This is a genomic window from Roseovarius sp. (assembly GCF_965228755.1).
In the GTDB taxonomy this organism is placed as follows: Bacteria; Pseudomonadota; Alphaproteobacteria; order Rhodobacterales; family Rhodobacteraceae; genus Roseovarius.
Window position 1 is genome coordinate 592,085 of record NZ_CBDDIG010000005.1, and the last position, 19,131, is coordinate 611,215.

Below are 19,131 nucleotides of genomic sequence, written 5' to 3' on the forward strand. Positions count from 1 at the left end.
TCCCGGCCACGAAGGGCCGGGAGGTCATCGCTCTGACCTGAGTAAGGGCCCCGGCCACTCGGGGAGATGTGCGGCCGGCGCCCGGTGTTCGTTGCGATCAGCGTCCCGTCTGCAGATACGCCTCGAGACTGTCGTCGAGCGCGTCCTTCCAGGGCGTGTGGTGCGCCGGGGCCTGCTTGCCGGTCAGCGGCGAGACATAGCCGTTGTCGCGGAAGGCCATGATGTCCTGCTTCTTGTGCTTCTTCCACTCGTAGAACTGCTCGCAGGCCTTATCGACATCGAAGCTCGGGTAATCCGTCTCGGCGATCAGCTCGGCCACGTAATCGCCTTGGTACTTGATGCAGGCGTAATCGTCCTCCAGCGCGTCTTCGTCGGCCTGCCGCTGTTTCCAGTCGGCCTCCATCGCGGCGCGGTCGGGGATCTCGAGTTTGCCCATGATGGCATCGCGCACCCACCAGGCCTGGCCGTCGAACATGTTGAAGGTGAACCACTGGTCCTGCATGCCGAGGTAGAAGAGCTTGGGGTTATGCACCCAGACCACGCCCTTGTAGAGGTCGGTCGTCGCCAGCCGGTTCGCCGTCTTCAGGCGCAAGTCGTCGGGCAGGAAGTTGAAATGGTGCTTGTAGCCGGTGCACAGGATGATGGCATCCACATCGCGGCTGGTCCCGTCCGAGAAATGCGCCGTTCGCCCCTCGACCCGGTCGAGCGCGGGCACCTCGTCCCAGTTGTCGGGCCAGTCATAGCCCATCGGCCCCGACCGGTAGCATGACACGATCGACTTGGCGCCGTACTTCCAGCACTGGCTGCCGATATCCTCGGCCGAGTAGCTCGAGCCCATGATCAGGATGTCCTTGCCCTCGAACTCGCGCGCGTCGCGGAAGTCGTGGGCGTGCAGGATGCGGCCGTTGAACCCGTCGAAGCCCGGGTATTCCGGCACGTTCGGCACCGAGAAATGGCCCGAGGCGACGATCACGTGATCATACTCCTCGGCCGTCTCGGCGTCCTTTTCGCTGTCCCGCGCGGTGACGGTGAACTTGCCCGTCGCGTCGTCGTAGCTGACGTCCCGCACCACGTTGTTGAAGCGGATCCAGTCGCGCACGCCGGCCTTCTTCACCCGCCCCTCGATATAGTCGAACAGCACGGCCCGCGGCGGGTAGCTGGCAATCTCCTGCCCGAAATGCTCGTCGAAGGAATAGTCGGCGAATTCGAGGCCCTCTTTCGGGCCGTTCGACCACAGGTAGCGGTACATCGAGCCGTGGCAGGGCTCGCCATCCTTGTCGACCCCGGTGCGCCAGGTATAGTTCCACAGACCGCCCCAGTCCGACTGCTTCTCGTAGCAGACGATCTCGGGAATATCCTCGCCGTTGTCCTTCGCCGACTGGAACGCACGCAACTGCGCAAGGCCCGACGGCCCGGCCCCGATGATCGCAACTCTCTTCTTGGCCATTCTGCTGGTCTCCCTGTCTGTATTGAACCAATATTTCATTTTGGTACTTTTGGTTCATTTCAGGAAACCAAAGCGTGAACCAATTTGTCAACAACAAACCTGTTCAGGCCGGCAGATTCCCCCTAGACTTGCCCAGCCCGCTTGCAGAAAGGACGCGTACGGTTGGAAGCTTCGAGTTTCGCACAACGGCTGGCGATTTCCGGTGCCATGCCAAGGCTTTCCGTCGGCATGGCCAGCACCGTCAATATCGGTTTCCTGGCGCCCCTGTCGGGGCAGGCGGAAAGCTGGGGCCTGCCGGGGCTGCATGGCTGCCGCATCTGGGAAGGCTGGCTCAACCGCGCGGGCGGGCTGCTGATCGGCGGGCGGCGCTACCCGATTCGCATCCACGCCCATGATTGCGGGGCCGGGCCGGACGAGGCGCATGAAGGCGCCGTCGAACTGGTCCAGGGCCATGACGTCAAGCTGATGATGATGCTGGGCGGCGACGATTACGCCGCCGTCGGCGATTACCTGACCGAGAAGCGTATCCTGACCTCGACGCTTCTGCCCTCCGACCTGTCGCCCGACACGCCCTACCTCATCGCGCCCTCCGAGGTGCACCCGGTCTACGTGGTCACCGGGGTCGATTGGCTGACCCGTACGCAGCCGGGCCTGAAAACCGTCGCGCTCTGCGCCCAGAAGGACGGGATGGGCCTGCCCTCGCTCGCCACCTACCGCGCGGCCTTCAAGGCGGCGGGCGTCGAGATCGTCAAGGAAGTGCAATACCCCGCCTCGGGCGGCGACCCGGCCGAAATCGTGGGGCCGATGCTGGCGGCGGACCCCGACATCCTCTGCTGGTGCACCAGCTACACGCCGATGGTCCACGCCATGACCGAGTACGCCCATGCACAGGGCTTCACGGGCCGGATCCTCTCCTGCACCTTCGACCATTACGACCGGCTGGTGGGCAAGCTGGGCGCGTCCTTCATGGAAGGCGTCACCTTCCAGTTCCCCGATTTCGACGACCCGGCGCTGCGGGAAAAGGCGTTCTTCTTCAACCAGCCCAACGTCTTCTACGAAGAATTCAACAACCGCTACCCGAACAGCTGGTCGGCGGTGAGCTGGGAATACGCCGCCATCCTCGACATCTGGCACGCCGCGGTCGAGAAGGCGGGCACGGTCAACCCGGTCTCGGTGCTGGCGGCGATGAAACAGCTGGGCCACGTCACCCACGCCTTCGGCCCGGCGGAATGGTGGGGCACCGACCTCTTCGGCATCGACAACGCGCTGGTGGGCGACTGGCCGGTGGTGTCGATCCGCGACGGCAAGGCCCGGATAGAGGAGTTCGGCTCGGTCCCCGGCTGGCTGCACGCCCATAGCGGGGCACTCCGCAGCGAGATGCTGGACCTAGGCCAGATGTGGGAACAGCGGCTCACGGGGCCTGCGCGCGCGACGAAGCTGGGGGCGCGGACGGTGGCGGAGTAGGGGGGCGCACCGACGTTATACCGACAAAATACCGACGTGATACCGACGTTGGATTTTGGCCCTGATGAGTCGACTTCCCGCCCCGGGCCTGATCCGGGGCCTCGTGCGCCTCGGCGGTGGGTACGCTGTTTATACAACGTCGCGATCTGGCACACGCCCGGAATCGGGGCCGAAGGCCGCCGGGCGAGCGCCGGCCCGTCCCGGCGGGCAGGCGCTTTTGCGATGTAGTGTCACTTACTTAGGTAGGATGTGTTCGGCAATATAAAATGCCACCCACATCCGTTGCAGCGCCTCCCCACGGGCCGGCGCTCGCCCGGCGGGGCGACGTCGCGTCCTTTGCCTGACCCGGGGACTCTGGCGTCCCGAGGTCCCGGCTCGGGGGCCGGGGCGGCAAAACCCGGAGGGTGGGTGCAAACCCACCACCCACGCACCCCCTCAAAAATCCTGCAACAACAGCTTCTGCTCTTCCACCAGGTGCAGCTTGATGAACTCCACCGCGCTCGCCACGTCCCGCGAGGCAATGGCGTTGAACAGCGTATTGTACCGCTTCTGGTAATCCTGCATCCGCTTCGGCGTCAGGTTCCGCCGCCGCAGCTTGGTGCGGAAGCTCTGCCGGTAGGTCTCGATCGTCAGCCGGTAGCACGACGCCAACAGCGGGTTCCCCGTGCCCTCGGCGATCTGCGTATACAGCTTCTCTTCCAGTTCTATGAACGCATCCACATCCGTCTGGATCGTCTCGATCTTCGACAGCGTTTCCGACAGGTCGTTGATCTCGCGCGGGGTCATGTTCACCACCGCCAGCCGCACCATCTCCGGCTCGAGGATCCCCCGCACCACGAGGTGATGCAGCGGGCTCGTCTCGTCGGCGACCGAGGCCGTCGCGGCATCCCCCGGCGCGGCGGACCGGTAGGTCACGAAACTGCCCGAACCCGGCCGCCGGCGAATGGCCTTCTGGCTCTCCAGCACGTCAAGCGCCTCGCGCACCGTGTTCCTTGCCACACCCAGTTCCGCGGCCAGCGTCCGCTCCGACGGCAGGCGCGTGTCGGTCGGGTATTCCTCCGACTTGATCCGCGCAAACAGCGTGTCGACGACGATCTGCACCGTCGCTCCCACCGGCTGGCCGGTGACGATCCCGCGCGCGCTGTCGTCGAGGTCCTTCTGCATGCGTTCTCCCCCGCTGGGCCTTTGACCGCGCGCACCAGACCAATCCGGACCGGGCCCGCGTGAATTGGTACTATGGCGGGGGATGGCGGCAATTTCCAGCCTCCTCTTGAGGGGCCGGGGCAGGGGGAGAAACCCTTTGCACTCCCGCGCGGCTTCGCCCTATCTTGCCGCGACCCTTGAATCAGCACGCGTGACCATGACCGATACCGGCCCGTTCGTGTCCTCCTTTCTCGAGATCGAGAAGGGCTGGATCGACTACAACAATCATTTGAACATGGGCTATTACACGGTGGTGTTCGACCGCGCCTCGGACCAGCTGTGGGATTGGCTGGGCTTCGGCGCGCATTACGTGGCCGAGACCAACCACACCACCTTCGCGGCCGAGTTCCACGTCCGCTACCTGCGCGAGGTCAAGCTGGGCGACCGGCTCTATTCCCGCATCCGCATCCTCGACCATGACGAGAAGCGGTTCCACACCTTCCAGGAACTCTACCACGAGGATGGCTGGCTGTCGGCGACGGGCGAGGGGCTGACCCTGCATGTCGATCTGGGCGGGCCGAAGGTGGCGCCGATGCCCCAGCATATCCAGCACCGTCTGGCGGAACAGGCCCGGGTCCATGCAGAGCTGCCCGCGCCCGAAGGGGTGGGCAGCCGGATCGGGATCAGGCGGAAGGTGAAAAGCGGCTGAGGGTCTATTCGCCCGGAGTTATCCGCGACAGGCGACGTGGCGCTCCGCGCGGAATCCAGGGCGAAGCCCGCCGCGCGATCGACAGGCCGGCCCGACGGGCTGGCGATTGGGAGACGGCAGAACTCCGTTAAGAGGTTTTTCGGATTTGGCTGGCATAAAGTGCGATTCACGGCCGTTGCATCGCCAGCCCCCGGCATGTCGATCGCGCGGCTTCGCACCGGGAGCACATCGCGCGATCAGCCTCCGGAAAAGCAAAAACGCCCCACGAAACAAATCCGCAGGGCGCTTAACCATTTCTCAACAGGTCTTGACCAACCGTTAACTCAGATCCCCAGCTTCTGCTGCACGATCTCGTTCACCGCCTTCGGGTTGGCCTTGCCGCCCGTGGCCTTCATCACCTGTCCGACAAACCAGCCGGCCAGCTTGGGGTTCGACTGCGCCTTCTCCACTTGCGCGGGATTGTCGGCGATGATCTGGTCGACCGCCGTCTCGATGGCGCCGGTATCGGTGACCTGCTTCATGCCGCGCTCCTCGACGATCTTCGCCGGGTCGCCGCCCTCGGTATAGACGATCTCGAACAGGTCCTTGGCGATCTTGCCAGAGATGGCATCGGAAGAGATCAGGTCGACGATCCCGCCCAGCTGCGCGGGGGAAACCGGGCTTTCGGTGATCTCGTGGCCTTCCTTCTTCAGCCGGCCGAACAGCTCGTTGATGACCCAGTTCGCCACCAGCTTGCCGTCACGGCCCTTGGCGGCCTCCTCGAAGAAGGCCGCGTTCTCGTGCTCGGCGGTCAGCACGTTGGCGTCATACTCCGACAGCCCGAAATCACCCACGAACCGCGCCTTCTTCTCGTCCGGCAGCTCCGGCAGGGACTCGGCGATGCCGTCCACCCAGTCCTGCTTGATCTCGAGCGGCAGCAGGTCGGGATCGGGGAAGTAGCGGTAATCATGCGCCTCCTCCTTCGACCGCATCGACCGGGTCTCGTTCTTGTCCGGATCGTAAAGCCGGGTCTCCTGCACAATCTCGCCCCCGCCCTCGACAATCGCGATCTGGCGGCGCGCCTCGTAATCGATGGCCATCTGGATGAAGCGCATCGAGTTCATGTTCTTGATCTCGCAGCGGGTGCCCAGATGCGAGAAATCCTGCGTTTCCATGTATTTCTCATACGCGCCGGGGCGGCAGACCGAGACGTTCACGTCGGCCCGCAGGTTGCCGTTCTGCATGTTGCCGTCGCAGGTGCCCAGGTAGCGCAGGATCTGGCGCAGCTTGAGGATATAGGCCGCCGCCTCCTCCGGCCCGCGAATGTCGGGGCGGGAGACGATCTCCATCAGGCAGACGCCCGTGCGGTTGAGATCGACGAAGGACATGTGCGGATCCATGTCATGGATCGACTTGCCGGCATCCTGCTCCAAGTGGATGCGCTCGATGCGCACCTTGCGGGCGATGCCCGGCTCCATGTCGACGATGATCTCGCCCTCGCCCACGATCGGGTGGTAGAGCTGCGAGATCTGGTAGCCCTGCGGCAGGTCGGGGTAGAAATAGTTCTTCCTGTCGAACGCCGATTTCAGGTTGATCCTTGCCTTCAGGCCCAGCCCCGTGCGCACCGCCTGCTCGACGCAGAACTCGTTGATCACGGGCAGCATGCCGGGCATGGCCGCATCGACGAAGGCCACGTTCGAGTTGGGCTCGGCCCCGAACTGCGTCGAGGCGCCCGAGAACAGCTTGGCGTTCGAGGCGACCTGGGCATGCACCTCCATGCCGATCACCAGTTCCCAGTCGTGCTTGGCCCCGGCGATCACCTTGGGTTTCGGGGGCTCGTAGGTCAGGTCAAGCATCTGCGGCGCTCCGTTTGCGTATCGTCCGGCGTTCTAGACCGGGCGGGCGGAACGGGCAAGAGGCGCGGGCCGGGCAGGGGCCCGCCCGACGTCTTCAGAAGACTTCGATCCGCGTTCTTTTCAAGAATGCGCTGCCACCGCTCAAAGCGCCGGCAGCCGGTACATGCCTTGCGGCGAGAACGCGATCGAGCTGCCATCGGCGATCTCGCCGGCGAACCGCGCCGCGATGATCCGAAGCGCCGTCTGCCGCCCCTTGACCACCAGCGCCCGGCGCGAGGGCAGCATCGGCACCTTTCCCGGCGCCAGCAGCGTCTGCGACCAGATCAGCGGGTGCAGCTCCTGCAGGTAATCCGCCAGCAGCCAGTCGAGACAGTCATGCAGCTGTTCCCGCGTCGCGTGCCCGCGCCGCGACAGTTGCTTGTCCTGCTTCAGCGGCGCCATGGAAATCGCGCAGAAGGCGGCGAACTGGTTGATCACGTGCTGGTCGCGCTTGCGGTCGATGATGTTCTCCATCCCCTCGATGAAGAAATCCGCGTCCAGCAGCTCGATCGCCTGCGGATCGGCGGTCAGCGCATCGAGATAGACCCAGGTATAACCGCCCGCCTGCCAGACCTCCTCGGTCTGCGAGGCGATGCGGCGGGCCTCGATTTCCAGCACGTTGGGTGACTTGCGCAGCAGCGGCACCATGTGCCGGCCCATGGCGCGCATGTGGCGGTGGCCCTCGGGGTCGATCCCGATCAGCGTGGCGTAATCCTCGGCCAAGTGGCGGCCGCGCTTCTCGTTGGTGGCGTTGAGCGCGCATTGCGCCGCCAGCACCGACGGCGCGTCGAGCGCCACCCCGTCATGGGGCGCCAGGATCTCCTCGGCGCGTTCCAGGTGCTCATGCGCCCGGTTCAGGCTTTTCTCGGGCGCGGTTTCGAACATGATGCTGTGCCAGGCCCAGGCGATATCGAGATGCGCCAGCGCCACGACCAGCGCGCAGGCATAATCGCCCGGCTCCTCCTCCAGCACCTCCTCCAGCGCCTCGATCCCCTCGGGGCTGGGCTCGGCATTGTCGTGCAGCGCGTCCTCGGCGGCCGACACCACGTCGCTGCGCGCCCCGAAGGCCAGCAGCAGCGAGGCCGTCTCGCCCCCCGGCGTGGTCAGGCGCGATTCGTCGGCATAGCGGATGCGGCGCGACAGCTCGGTCCAGCGGTCCTGCCGCGCGAGCTTCTGCCCCTTGTCCTGGTGGGTGGCGCGGGCCATCTCCTCGTCCGAGACGGGAAGCGAGGGCAGGATGATCCGTTTCGTCAGGGCGTCGATGTCCTTCTCGGTCATCTTCCGCGCCTTCGGCGCGGCCGACCTGCCGCCTGATCCGGTCAGCATTCCGCGCAGCTTCGAGAAGGTTCCGGACGCGGACTTTGACTGATTACGCGATTTCAACATACTTTGCCTGTTCAGATGGATTTCGGTGCTGCTTGTGACAGCGTATTCGGCCCAAATTTGGGCAAGTCGAGGGAGATGGCAGGGAAAACATGCGGCCAGTGCATGTATGCCATCGAACGGCGAAAGAAGGGGGTCCGAAAGGATGCGTCGGCTAATTCTTTGTCTTTATTTATTATTCTTGCCTTCCGCTTCTCAGGCTGAGGATGCGGAGCGCACCGAGGCCGGCGTTTTTCCGCCCGCTCGCGCCGCCCAGATTCCCCGCGCCCGCTGGGATCACCGCGCCGAATCCGCCCTCTGGACCCGCAGCGCGCTGTCGGCGCTCAAGCAGCACGGCGCGGGGCTGGTGGAAACGGTCCCGCGCGATATCGCCGATTGGTGCCCGGCCTATCCCACGGCCTCGGCGGAAAAACGCCGCGCCTTCTGGGTCGGGTTCCTGTCGGCGCTGGCGCGCTATGAGAGCACCCACCGGCCCCACGCCGTCGGCGGCGGCGGGCGATGGTTCGGGCTGTTGCAGATCCTGCCGGGCACGGCGCGCGGCTATGGCTGCCGGGCGCGCAGCGGGCAGGCGCTGCTCGACGGGCCGTCGAACCTGTCCTGCGCGATCCGGATCATGACCCGCACCGTCCAGCGCGACGGCGTGGTCTCGAGGGGGATGCGCGGCGTGGCGGCGGACTGGGGGCCGCTGGTCAGCCGCAAGAAACGGCACGAGATGATGGCCTGGACCAGCAAGCAGAAATACTGCACGCCGCTGTCCAGCACCCGGCCGCGCGCCCGGCCCGAGGACCTGGTCGTCCCGCGCGGCATCGTGGACCTGCGCCCCCGGCTCCGGCCGGGCATGCCGCCCGGGCCGCTGCCGCACACGGTGCCGGGGATGGTGACGGAGGTTTCGGCGCCCCGGGGCGCGGCGCCCCGCTAACCGGCCACGTCCCCCAGGTGGCGCAGCTTGTCGGGGTTGCGCACGATCCACAGCGCGGCGATTCGCCCGTTGCGCAGGCTGACGGCAGTGGTCTGAACCACTCCCGCCGGGTCGACCGAGATGAAGCCCGGCGCGCCGTTGATCCGCCGCAGGGGCGGGCAGGGGCGCTGGGGCAACTGCCGCTTGCGCGCCAGCCCCACGAAGAGGCCGGCGGCCCGGCGCGCGCCCGACAGCACGTTGATCGCCGCGGGCACCTTGCCCCCGCCATCGGTGTGCACCGCGATATCCTCGGCGAAGATCTCCAGCAGGCGCTGCATGTCGCCCTCGCGACTCGCCTCCCAGAAGGCGGTGATGATCGGTCGGGCGGCGTCGAGCGAAGCCGCTTCGGGCGGCTCGGCCCCCGCCAGCCGCTTGCGGGCGCGCGAGACGAGCTGCCGGCAGGTCGCGGGCGTGCGGCCCACCACCGGCGCGATCTCCTCGAACTCGTAGTCGAACGCATCGCGCAGCAGGAAGGCCGCCCGCATCTCGGGCGACAGCGTCTCCAGCAGCAGGATCAGCGCGATGCTCACATCCTCGGTCACCATCCATTGCTGTTCCGGCGTCGGCTCGGGGCTTTCCAGCAGCGGCTCGGGCAGCCACGCGCCGACATAGGTCTCGCGCTGCCGCCGGGCCGATTTCAGGTGGTCGAGGCTCAGCCGGCTGACCACCGTGGTCAGCCAGCGCGCCGGGCTCTCCAGCGCCGCCAGATCCTGCCCGGCGAAACGCAGCCAGGCCTGCTGCAGGATATCCTCGGTCTCGGCCACCGACCCCGTCATCCGGTAGGCGAGCCCCGCCAGCCGGCGGCGCTCGCCCTCGAAGGTCGCGATATGCCGGTCAGGCGGCATCCTGCGCCTTCCGCGCCGGGTGTTGCGAGCGGAAGCCCACGGCGAACCGGTTCCATGCGTTGATCGTGTTGATGATCAGCGTCAGGTCGACCTGCTCGGCCTTGCTGAACTCCTCGGCCAGCGCGGCGTAATCCGCGTCCGGTGCGCCCGTCGCCTCGATCCGCGTCAGCGTATCGGCCCATCCCAGCGCCGCCCGCTCGCGCGCATCGAAGGCCGGGCTTTCCCGCCACGCCGCCAGCACGTCGAGCTGCTGCTGGGTCACGCCCGCCTTCAGCGCCTCGGGCGCATGCATGTCGAGGCAGTAGGCGCAGCCGTTGATCTGAGACACGCGCATCTTGATCAGCATCCGCAGGGCCGGGCCGATGGTCAGGTTATGGGCGGCGTTCTCGACCGCCAGCATGGCCTTGGCGGCCTCGGGCGAAGCGGTGTGGATGTTCAGTCTCGGTGTCATGGCGACGTCTCCTTGTCAGGTTGTTACTGCCTCCATGACGATCCACCGCCCCGATCTGTGACAGGGGCGGCGGATTTATTTCCGATCACGCCCCCCGGATGCGGCTGACCATCTCGGTCGTGTCGCGGCTCAGCCCCTCGACGGCAAGGATCCGGTCGAGCTCGGCGCCGATCTTCGCCTGCCGGTCGGCATCGTAGCGCTTCCACGTCTCGAAGGCCGAGCACATCCGCGCCGTGGTCTGCGGGTTGAGCGGGTCGAGCCTTATCAGCCAGTCCGCCAGCACCCGGTAACCCTCTCCCGACGCATGGTGGAACCCAGCCGGGTTCATCGCCAGCGCCCCCAGCGTAGCGCGGAAGCGGTTGGGGTTCTTCATGCTGAAATCCGGATGCTGCGTCAGCCGCTCCGTCACCGCCGCCGCCTCGTCCGGCGCAGCATTGACGATCTGCATCATGAACCACTTGTCGATCACCAGCCGGTCATGCTGCCACTGGTCGTAGAAGGCCGTTGTGGCCGCCTCGCCCTTCCCGGCCTGCAACAGGCAGGAGAAGGCGGCCAGCTGCTGGGTCATGTTGTCAGCCGCATCGTATTGCGTCTGCGCCAGCACCCCGCCATCCAGCCGCGTGATGATCCCCAGCGCCGCATTGGCCAGCGCCCGCGCGCCGGATTGCTCGGCATCGGGCTGATAGGGCTCGGTCACCTGGTGGCCGGCATAGAGCTTCGGCGCAAGATCCTGCATCGCCTCGGCGCGGGCGTGTTTCAACGTCTCCAGCGCCTCGTAAATCGCCTGCGGGTCCGGCGTGGTGCCGCCCTCGTGCAGCGCTTGGGCCAGGTCATCCTGCGACGGCAGGCCAAGCGCCAGCGCCCGGAAGGCGGGGTCGAGGCTCTCGTCCCGCGCCAGCGCCTGCACCGCGTCGAGATACCGGTCATCGGGCTGGGCGCCCTCGCGCAGCATCCGCAACAGCCCGTCGCGGGCAAGGTCGCGGCCGGCCTCCCACTTGTTGAATGGATCGGTGTCATGGGCCATCAGGAAGGCGCGCTCGGCATTGTCGGTCTCGCGCTCGACGATCACCGGCGCCGAGAAGCCGCGCAGGATCGACGGCACCGGCTTTGCCCCCAGCCCCTCGAAGCGGAAGCTCTGCTTGGCCTCCGTCATCTCCAGCACCTGCGTCTCCCGCACCTCGTCGCCATTCGGACCCAGCAGCCCCACGGCGATCGGAATGACCCGCGGCGGCTTGTCGGTCTGGCCCGGCGTCGGCGGCGTCGACTGCTCGAAATGCAGGGTATAGGTGCCATCGGCCCACTCGTCGGTGACTTTCAGGCGCGGCGTGCCCGCGTCCGTGTACCACCGCTTGAACTGCGTGAGATCCCGCCCCGTCGCCTCCTCGAACACGGTCAGCCAGTCCTCGATCGTCGCCGCATCACCGTCATGCCGCTCGAAATAGAGGTCGAGCGCCTTGGCATAACCCTCGTCCCCCACCAGCGTCTTCAGCATCCCGATCAGCTCGGCGCCCTTCTCGTAGACCGTGGCGGTGTAGAAATTGTTGATCTCGACGAAGCTTTCAGGCCTGACCGGATGCGCCAGCGGCCCGTTATCCTCGCGGAACTGCCGAGCACGCAGGGCGATCACGTCCGAGATGCGCTTGACCGCCGCCGAACGCATGTCGGCGGTGAACTGGCTGTCGCGGAAGACGGTCAGGCCCTCCTTCAGGCAAAGCTGGAACCAGTCGCGACAGGTGATCCGGTTGCCCGTCCAGTTGTGGAAATACTCATGCGCGATGATCGCCTCGATCCGCTCGAAATTCATGTCGGTCGAGGTGGCCGGGTTGGCCAGCACGGCGGCGGAGTTGAAGATGTTCAGCCCCTTGTTCTCCATCGCGCCCATGTTGAAATCGTCGACCGCGACGATGTTGAAGGTGTCGAGGTCGTATTCCCGGCCATACACCTCCTCGTCCCACTTCATCGACTTGATCAGGCTTTCCATGGCAAAGGCGCATTTGTCCTCGTCGCCGGGGCGGACCCAGACGTTGAGCTCGACCGCCTTGCCCGACCGGGTGGTGAAGCTGCCCGGATGGTTCACCAGGTCGCCGGCCACCAGCGCGAACAGGTAGGCGGGCTTGGGCCACGGATCGTGCCACTCGGCAAAGCCGTCGCCGCGCGCGCCGGGGTTGCCGTTCGACAGCAGCACCTTTTCGGCCCCCTCGATACGCACGTCGAACGGCGCCATCACGTCGGGGCGGTCGGGGTAATAGGTGATCTTGTGGAACCCCTCGGCCTCGCACTGGGTGCAGTACATGCCGTTCGACATGTAAAGCCCCTCGAGCGCGGTATTGGCCTGCGGGTCGATCTCGACCTCGGCCTCCCACACGAAGGGGGCATCGGGCACCTCGCAGGTCAGCCCCTCATGGGTCACCTCGGGCGTGACGGGCTGGCCGTCGATGCTGGCCGAGATCAGCTTCAGCTTCTCGCCATGCAGGAAAAACCGCCGGTCGCTGCTGTCCGGATTGGGCCGGAACGCAATGCGCGAGAGCACCCGCGTGGCAGACGGATCAAGCCGGAAGGTCAGCGCGACCTCGTCGACCCGAAAGCCGAACGGCGTGTAATCCTCAAGGTAGATCGTCTGGGGGGATGCATCCTTCATCGCGGCCTCCGGTCGGGGAACATAAGCGGTCGGCTGCACGTTATTTCCACAAGCAGGGGGCTGCAATGGCACCGCCCCGCGATTTTCACCTTCAGCTTGAAAGGGTCCGACGTGTCCGCACCCAAAACAGATATCAAGAAGCAGGAACGCCGCCACAAGACGCCGCTGGTCGGCATGGTGGCCGTCGTCGTCTTCGCCTCCGTACTTCTCGTGGGGCTGGTGCTCTGGCTGGGGTATCAGGGAAACGAACCCGGCAATGCCGAACCCCAGATCGACGGCCGCACCGGCGAGCAGGAACAGACCGACGGCTCCTGACCCCCGCGCTGCCGCTTTCGTGATCACGCGGGGCGAAATCTGCACTGGCGCGCGCCCGGTTGTGCGGGAATAGCTGTTTCCTTATCCTCTGGTCGAATATATCCAGAGTGACAGGCTCGAACGCACAAAGGATCAGCATGACCCGCCCGATCATCGGCATCATCGGCAACAGTTATCTCATCGAAGGCAGCTACCCGGTCCATGCCGGCGGCCAGATGAACTCCGACGCCGTGGCACAGGTGGCCGACTGCATCCCGATGATCGTGCCCACCGATCCGCGCTTCTTCTCCGTTCAGGAACTGCTCGACACCTGCGACGGCTTCCTGCTGACCGGCGGCCGGCCCAACGTCCACCCCGAGGAATACGGCCACGAGCCGACCGAGGCGCATGGCACCTTCGACCGCTCGCGCGATGCCGTGTCGCTGCCGCTGGTGCGGGCCTGCGTGGAACGCGGCCAGCCGTTCCTCGGCGTCTGCCGCGGCTTCCAGGAGGTGAACGTGGCGCTGGGCGGCACGCTGCACCCCGAGATCCGCGACCTGCCGGGGCGCGAGAATCACCGTATGCCCCCCGACGGCACGATCGAAGAGAAATTCGCCCTCCGCCACACGGTGAAGTTCACCGAGGGCGGCGTCTTCCACCGCCTGCTGGGCGAGGCCGAGGTCATGACCAACACGCTCCACGGGCAGGGCATCATCGACCCGGGCCGCGGCGTGGTGATCGACGGCTACGCCCCCGACGGCACGCCCGAGGCGATCTATGTCGAGGATGCGCCGGGCTTCACCCTGTCGGTGCAATGGCACCCCGAGTACAACGCCGCCGCCGACCCGGTCAGCCGGGCGCTGTTCGGCGCCTTCGGCCAGGCCGCCCGCGACTGGGCGGCGGGCCGCGTCGCCCCGGTGCGCCGCTCGGCCTGAGCGTTCCGATATTGCCACCTTCAGGCTTGCGGGCACCGCCCCCGGTGATCAGGCGCGGCCCGCGCCTCCTCCCTCCGATCGGGGCAGCATCGCACATGCAGGGCCAATTCCCGTATCGCTCCCGCCAACGCCGGGGCCGCGCATGAGGAGGGGTTGCGCGCCACACCCGGCGGCGGAGAGACCGGAATGAGACTGTCAGCCCCCATCTACAAACTGAAACGCCAGGCGAAACGCATGGCCCGCGACAAGGGCATCGCCCTCCACGCCGCGCTCGACCGGATCGCCGGCGCAGAAGGCTTCCGCTCCTGGAGCCACCTTGCCGAAAACGCCAACCCCGGCCCGGCCGAAGCCGTCCTGCGCCAGCTCGCCCCGGGCGACATGCTGCTCGTCGCCGCCCGGCCGGGGCAGGGCAAGACGCTGCTGGGCCTCGAACTCGCCCGCGGCGCCGGAACCCTCGGCCGCCGCGGCGTGTTCTTCACGCTCGACTACACGCGCCGTGAGGTGGAGGACCACCTGGCACGACTGCCGGGGCAGGGGGAGGTCATGATCGACACCTCCGACGAGATCTGCGCCGCCTACATCACCGCCCGGCTGGCCCGCCTCGATACTCCCGTGCTCGCCGTGATCGACTACCTCCAGATCCTCGACCAGAGGCGCGACACCCCGCCGCTGGCCGAACAACTGGCGGCGCTGAAGGCCCACGCCATGGCCTCGGGCGCCATCCTCGCCATGATCTCGCAGGTCGACCGGGCCTTCGACCCGGCCTCGGGCAAGCTGCCGGGGCTGCGCGACATCCGGATGCCCAACCCGTTCGACCCAGACCTCTTCGACAAGGCCTGTTTCCTGCATGACGGGCAGGTGCGCACGGGCCGGGTGGGCTGAGGTTACGGGGCGGGTGGGCCAACGCTTTCTTAACCGAACTGCGGCTACAGTACCCTACCTCTCACTGCAATTTCCCTGCGCCACGGGCCGATGCGATGGCCGGCGGCGCAGGGGATGGCCTTGAGACGCACACTCGTTAAGGAAATCTTAACCTTCCCAACAGCTTGCTCACTCCAGCACGATCCCCAGCTCGGCCCGTGCCTTCTTTGTCAGGTTCCGCGCCACCATCTCATAGGACGCCACGATATGCTCGCGCAGGCTGTCATCCGACATCCCCTGCGCCTCGTAGACCTGCAGCCATTTCAGACCGCGTGAGGCAAGATACGGGGCAGGGCGCACGCCCGGCTGATCCTGCAACACCTCGAAGGCCAGCTCCGACGCCTTGAAGGTGAACGCCTCCCGCCCCTCGTTCCAGCCACATATGGCAAAGACCTTGGACCCCACCTTCCACACGTCCGCATCGCCCCACTGCACCACGTGATGCGTGCCGGTCAGCCCGCCGCAGAAGGTGTTGAACTCCTCCCGGGTCATCGCCTCAACTCTGCCCGCCCATGATCTCGATCGTCTGGCCGTTGATGCTTTGCGAGCCCGGACCGCACAGCCACATCACCGCCGCCGACACCTCCTCCGGCTCGATCAGCCGCTTGTGCCGGTTGGTGTGGACCATGATCTTCCTCGCCTCCTCCTCGCTGATCCCGGCGCGGTCGCGGATGGTCTCGACATTGCGGGTGATGATCTCGGTATCCGTGTAACCGGGGCAGACCGCGTTGAAGGTGATGGGCTGGGCCAGGTAATCCTCGCTCAGGCTGCGGATCAGGCCGATCATCCCGTGTTTCGACGCGGTATAGGCCGCCGCCCCCTTCAGCCCGCGAATGCCCGCGACCGACGAGATGGCGATCACCCGGCCCCAGTCGGTCTGCCGCATCGAGGCCAGCGATTCCCGTATCGTCCAGAACGCCCCGTCGAGGTTGGTGGTCATCACCCGCCGCCAGAACTCGGTATCCGTCTTGTGCAGCGCGCGCCCCTCGGCCACGCCCGCGTTGGGCACGCAGATCTGCACCGGCCCGCGCGCCTCGACCGCCTGCGCGATCCCGTCCGCGACAGACGCCTCGTCGGTCACGTCCATCACCAGCGGGTGCAGCACGTCGCCCGCCGCTTCCTCCAGCACCTCGCGGCGCCGCCCGGTGATCGTCACCGCCGCGCCCTGATCCGCCAGCGCCCGGGCGATGGCCAGCCCGATGCCCGTGCCACCCCCGGTGACGATTGCGTGTTTCCCGTTCAGCATCGCGGCCTCCTTGGTCCTGTTCCGGCGCAACCCTATAGGACATATCCGGGGGAACAAGCCGGTAGCGCGCCACGTGCCGCATGGACAGCGGGGCGCCCCCGCTTCATATGCTGCGTGCAGGATGTGGAAATGGATCGACATACCGCCGGTCTGGCTGGCCGGCTTCGCCGCGCTCGCCTGGTGGCAGAGCGCGCGTTACCCGATGGGGCTGGGCTTCGGCGGGGGATGGGCCGATTTCGCCGGCGGCCTGCTGGTGGGCGGCGGGCTGGTGCTGGTGGCGCTGGCACTGGCCGAATTCCGCCGCCACAAGACAACCGCCATCCCGCATCGCGAGGCCGACCGCCTGGTCCAGTCGGGCATCTTCCGCCGCACCCGTAATCCCATCTACCTCGCCGACGTGCTGATCCTCGCCGGGCTGATCCTGCGCTGGGACGCGGTACTGTCGCTGCCGCTGGTTCCGGTCCTGCTCTGGGTGCTGGAAAACCGCTTCGTGATTCCGGAAGAAGACCGCCTGCGCCGCAAGTTCCGCGCCGAATTCGCCCGATATTGCCAAAAAACGCGGCGATGGGTCTGAAAAATGGGGCAATCTGGGTGTCGCATATCCGGGGGTATTGTGAAATAACGACCGTTGGACGAATAAAACCGTCACGCGCGCGGGAGGAGTTGACGCGCGCCTTCGAACAGGGAGACAAGCCATGGCCGACAACAAGAAATCCGGCAAGCAGACCCAGTCACCGATGGACCCGTTCGGGTTCTCGCAGATGTTCCAGGACTCGTTCAGGATGTTCGACCCCGACCGCGTCGCCCAGATGTTCGACCCGCAAAAGGTCTTCGCCCAGATGCCGGCGATGCAGGCGGCCGACATGGACATGAACGCGATCATCAAGAAGAACCAGGCCTCGTTCGAGGCGATGGTCGAGGCCAACAAGGCCGCCGCCGCCACCTACCAGGACATGCTGGAAAAGCAGATGGACATCTTCAACCGCATGACCGCCGCCGCCCAGGACGTGGCCAAGCAGACCGAAAGCCCGGTCAATGCCGACGCCGCCGCGAAGAATTCCAAGATCTACGCCGAGGCCGCCGAGACCGCCTTCAACCTGATGCGAGAAATGGCCGAGGCCGCGCAATCGGCCAACCAGCAGGCCTTCGACCGCCTCAGCGGGCAGGTCGCGCAGGCCATGGACAACCTGAAGACCAAGTAACGCCGCGACAGACCGCGGTCCTTTGACAGCAAGGGGAATGAGACATTGAAGATCGGAACGCCAAAGGAAGTTCTGAAGGGCGAGAACCGGGTCGCGATGACGCCGGACTCGGCGTTGCAGCTCCAGAAGCTGGGCTATGACTGCGCCATAGAAACCGGGGCGGGCCTGAACGCCGGCTTCAAGGATGCCGATTACGAGGCCGCGGGCGTCGAGATCATCAAGACACCGGCCGCGCTGTGGAAGGCCGCCGATATCGTCGCCAAGGTGCGCGTCCCCACCGAGACCGAGCTCAAGCGGCTGCGCAAGGACCAGACGCTGATCACCTTCTTCAACCCCGGCGGCAACGAAGAGGGGCTGGAACTGGCCAAGTCCAAGGGCGCCACCGTCATCGCCATGGAAATGGTGCCGCGGATCAGCCGTGCCCAGAAGATGGACGCGCTCAGCTCCATGGCCAATATCGCCGGCTACCGCGCGGTGATCGAGGCGGCCAACAACTTCCCCCGCCTGATGACCGGGCAGGTCACGGCGGCGGGCAAGGTCGCCCCCGCCCGCGTCCTCGTCGTCGGCGCCGGTGTGGCGGGCCTTGCCGCCATCGGCACCTCCACCTCGCTGGGCGCCATCACCTACGCCTTCGACGTGCGCCCCGAAGTGGCCGAGCAGATCGAATCGATGGGCGCCGAGTTCGTCTATCTCGACTTCGAGGAAGAGCAGAAGGACGGCTCCTCCACCGGCGGCTATGCCGCGCCGTCGAGCCCCGAGTTCCAGGAAAAGCAGCTCGAGAAGTTCCGTGAACTCGCCCCCGAGGTGGATATCGTCATCACCACGGCGCTCATCCCCAACCGGCCCGCGCCGGTCCTGTGGACCAAGGACATGGTCGAGGCGATGAAGCCCGGCTCCGTCATCGTCGACCTCGCCGCCGAGCGGGGCGGCAACTGCGAGCTGACGCAAGCAGACGAGAAGATCGTCACTGACAACGGCGTCACCATCGTCGGCTACACCGACTTCCCCAGCCGGATGGCCACGCAAAGCTCGACGCTCTACGCCACCAACATCCGCCACATGATGACCGACCTGACGCCCGAGAAGGACGGCAAGCCGGTCCATGACATGGAGGATGACGTCATCCGCGGCTCGACCGTCACCCACCAGGGCGAGATCACCTGGCCGCCGCCACCGCCCAAGGTCCAGGCCATCGCGGCCCAGAAACCCAAGGAAAAGCCGAAGGAGCTGACCGCCGAGGAACGCCGCGCCCAGGAAGTCGCGGCCTTCAAGCAGCAGACCAAGAACCAGGTCACGCTGCTCGCCATCGGCGGCGCGCTCGTGCTGCTCGCCGGGCTCTACGCGCCCGCCAGCTTCATGCAGCACTTCATCGTCTTCGTGCTGGCCGTCTTCGTGGGCTTCCAGGTCATCTGGGGCGTCTCCCACTCCCTGCACACGCCCCTGATGGCGGTCACGAATGCCATTTCGTCGATCATCATCCTCGGCGCCTTGATGCAGATCGGCTCGGGCTCGTTCATCGTCATCCTGCTCGCCGCGCTTTCGGTCTTCATGGCCGGGATCAACATCTTCGGCGGCTTCCTCGTCACCCGGCGCATGCTCGCCATGTTCCAGAAGTCCTGAA

18 protein-coding genes are annotated in these 19,131 nt (G+C 66.3%); 9 read left to right on the forward strand and 9 right to left on the reverse strand.

From position 1 onward, the window contains the following. Positions 1 to 97: 97 nt before the first annotated feature. Entirely contained in the window at positions 98 to 1,447 is a 1,350-nt protein-coding gene (locus tag ACO07J_RS06295; protein WP_422027341.1) for an NAD(P)-binding domain-containing protein, read from the reverse strand. A 162-nt stretch (positions 1,448 to 1,609) separates the two neighbouring features. Here ACO07J_RS06295 and ACO07J_RS06300 point away from each other — a divergent pair, with 162 nt between their 5' ends. Further along, on the forward strand, positions 1,610 to 2,911 hold the full coding sequence (locus tag ACO07J_RS06300) for an ABC transporter substrate-binding protein (protein WP_422027343.1): 1,302 nt from the start codon (positions 1,610 to 1,612) through the stop codon (positions 2,909 to 2,911). Between the two features lie 435 nt (positions 2,912 to 3,346). Here ACO07J_RS06300 and ACO07J_RS06305 read toward each other — a convergent pair whose 3' ends face one another. Then, positions 3,347 to 4,075: a FadR/GntR family transcriptional regulator gene (locus ACO07J_RS06305; protein ID WP_300892199.1), complete on the reverse strand. Its 729-nt coding sequence runs from the start codon at positions 4,073 to 4,075 to the stop codon at positions 3,347 to 3,349. 196 nt (positions 4,076 to 4,271) lie between these two features. On the opposite strand from ACO07J_RS06305, the gene ACO07J_RS06310 reads away from it, so the two are divergent. Next, positions 4,272 to 4,763, forward strand: coding sequence for a thioesterase family protein (locus ACO07J_RS06310; protein ID WP_422027345.1), 492 nt, complete (start codon positions 4,272 to 4,274; stop codon positions 4,761 to 4,763). Positions 4,764 to 5,086: 323 nt separating this feature from the next. Here the strand turns inward: ACO07J_RS06310 and gatB are convergent, their stop codons facing one another. Further along, positions 5,087 to 6,598, reverse strand: coding sequence for an Asp-tRNA(Asn)/Glu-tRNA(Gln) amidotransferase subunit GatB (gene gatB / locus ACO07J_RS06315; protein WP_422027347.1), 1,512 nt, complete (start codon positions 6,596 to 6,598; stop codon positions 5,087 to 5,089). 141 nt (positions 6,599 to 6,739) lie between these two features. Then, positions 6,740 to 7,915, reverse strand: a complete 1,176-nt coding sequence (locus tag ACO07J_RS06320) for a hypothetical protein (protein WP_422027349.1) — start codon at positions 7,913 to 7,915, stop codon at positions 6,740 to 6,742. A 286-nt stretch (positions 7,916 to 8,201) separates the two neighbouring features. Between ACO07J_RS06320 and ACO07J_RS06325 the strand changes: the two genes are divergently transcribed. Next, complete coding sequence (locus tag ACO07J_RS06325) at positions 8,202 to 8,939, forward strand: transglycosylase SLT domain-containing protein (RefSeq protein WP_422027351.1); 738 nt, start codon at positions 8,202 to 8,204, stop codon at positions 8,937 to 8,939. On the opposite strand, the gene sigJ is transcribed toward ACO07J_RS06325, so the two are convergent. From sigJ to pepN, 3 genes are all read right to left on the reverse strand, one after another. Beyond that, the gene (sigJ, locus tag ACO07J_RS06330) at positions 8,936 to 9,823 is read right to left on the reverse strand and encodes an RNA polymerase sigma factor SigJ (RefSeq protein ID WP_422027353.1); all 888 of its coding nucleotides are present in this window, start codon (positions 9,821 to 9,823) and stop codon (positions 8,936 to 8,938) included. The two genes, ACO07J_RS06325 and sigJ, sit on opposite strands and share 4 nt — an antisense overlap. Continuing rightward, entirely contained in the window at positions 9,813 to 10,274 is a 462-nt protein-coding gene (locus tag ACO07J_RS06335) for a carboxymuconolactone decarboxylase family protein (protein ID WP_422027355.1), read from the reverse strand. Before ACO07J_RS06335 ends, sigJ begins: the two co-directional genes overlap by 11 nt. An 85-nt stretch (positions 10,275 to 10,359) precedes the next feature. Beyond that, positions 10,360 to 12,912 (reverse strand): aminopeptidase N, encoded by a 2,553-nt coding sequence (gene pepN, locus ACO07J_RS06340; protein ID WP_422027357.1) that lies wholly within the window; start codon positions 12,910 to 12,912, stop codon positions 10,360 to 10,362. Positions 12,913 to 13,023: 111 nt separating this feature from the next. Here pepN and ACO07J_RS06345 point away from each other — a divergent pair, with 111 nt between their 5' ends. The 3 genes from ACO07J_RS06345 to ACO07J_RS06355 all read left to right on the forward strand — a co-directional run bounded on the left by ACO07J_RS06345 (position 13,024) and on the right by ACO07J_RS06355 (position 15,023). Beyond that, complete coding sequence (locus ACO07J_RS06345) at positions 13,024 to 13,227, forward strand: hypothetical protein (RefSeq protein ID WP_422027359.1); 204 nt, start codon at positions 13,024 to 13,026, stop codon at positions 13,225 to 13,227. Between the two features lie 137 nt (positions 13,228 to 13,364). Next, entirely contained in the window at positions 13,365 to 14,141 is a 777-nt protein-coding gene (locus ACO07J_RS06350; protein WP_422027361.1) for a gamma-glutamyl-gamma-aminobutyrate hydrolase family protein, read from the forward strand. Between the two features lie 186 nt (positions 14,142 to 14,327). Continuing rightward, the gene (locus tag ACO07J_RS06355; RefSeq protein ID WP_422027363.1) at positions 14,328 to 15,023 is read left to right on the forward strand and encodes a DNA helicase; all 696 of its coding nucleotides are present in this window, start codon (positions 14,328 to 14,330) and stop codon (positions 15,021 to 15,023) included. A gap of 168 nt (positions 15,024 to 15,191) precedes the next feature. On the opposite strand, the gene ACO07J_RS06360 is transcribed toward ACO07J_RS06355, so the two are convergent. Both ACO07J_RS06360 and ACO07J_RS06365 read right to left on the reverse strand, forming a co-directional pair. Further along, positions 15,192 to 15,554 carry an MmcQ/YjbR family DNA-binding protein gene (locus ACO07J_RS06360; RefSeq protein ID WP_422027365.1) on the reverse strand — a complete coding sequence of 121 codons (363 nt, stop codon included), beginning with the start codon at positions 15,552 to 15,554 and terminating at the stop codon, positions 15,192 to 15,194. A gap of 4 nt (positions 15,555 to 15,558) precedes the next feature. After that, the gene (locus tag ACO07J_RS06365; protein WP_422027367.1) at positions 15,559 to 16,308 is read right to left on the reverse strand and encodes an SDR family NAD(P)-dependent oxidoreductase; all 750 of its coding nucleotides are present in this window, start codon (positions 16,306 to 16,308) and stop codon (positions 15,559 to 15,561) included. Between the two features lie 121 nt (positions 16,309 to 16,429). Here ACO07J_RS06365 and ACO07J_RS06370 point away from each other — a divergent pair, with 121 nt between their 5' ends. The 3 genes from ACO07J_RS06370 to ACO07J_RS06380 all read left to right on the forward strand — a co-directional run bounded on the left by ACO07J_RS06370 (position 16,430) and on the right by ACO07J_RS06380 (position 19,130). Further along, entirely contained in the window at positions 16,430 to 16,882 is a 453-nt protein-coding gene (locus ACO07J_RS06370; protein ID WP_422027369.1) for a methyltransferase family protein, read from the forward strand. A gap of 121 nt (positions 16,883 to 17,003) precedes the next feature. Beyond that, on the forward strand, positions 17,004 to 17,510 hold the full coding sequence (locus tag ACO07J_RS06375) for a phasin family protein (RefSeq protein WP_422027371.1): 507 nt from the start codon (positions 17,004 to 17,006) through the stop codon (positions 17,508 to 17,510). A 45-nt stretch (positions 17,511 to 17,555) separates the two neighbouring features. Beyond that, on the forward strand, positions 17,556 to 19,130 hold the full coding sequence (locus tag ACO07J_RS06380; protein ID WP_422027373.1) for a Re/Si-specific NAD(P)(+) transhydrogenase subunit alpha: 1,575 nt from the start codon (positions 17,556 to 17,558) through the stop codon (positions 19,128 to 19,130). Position 19,131 lies beyond the last annotated feature (1 nt).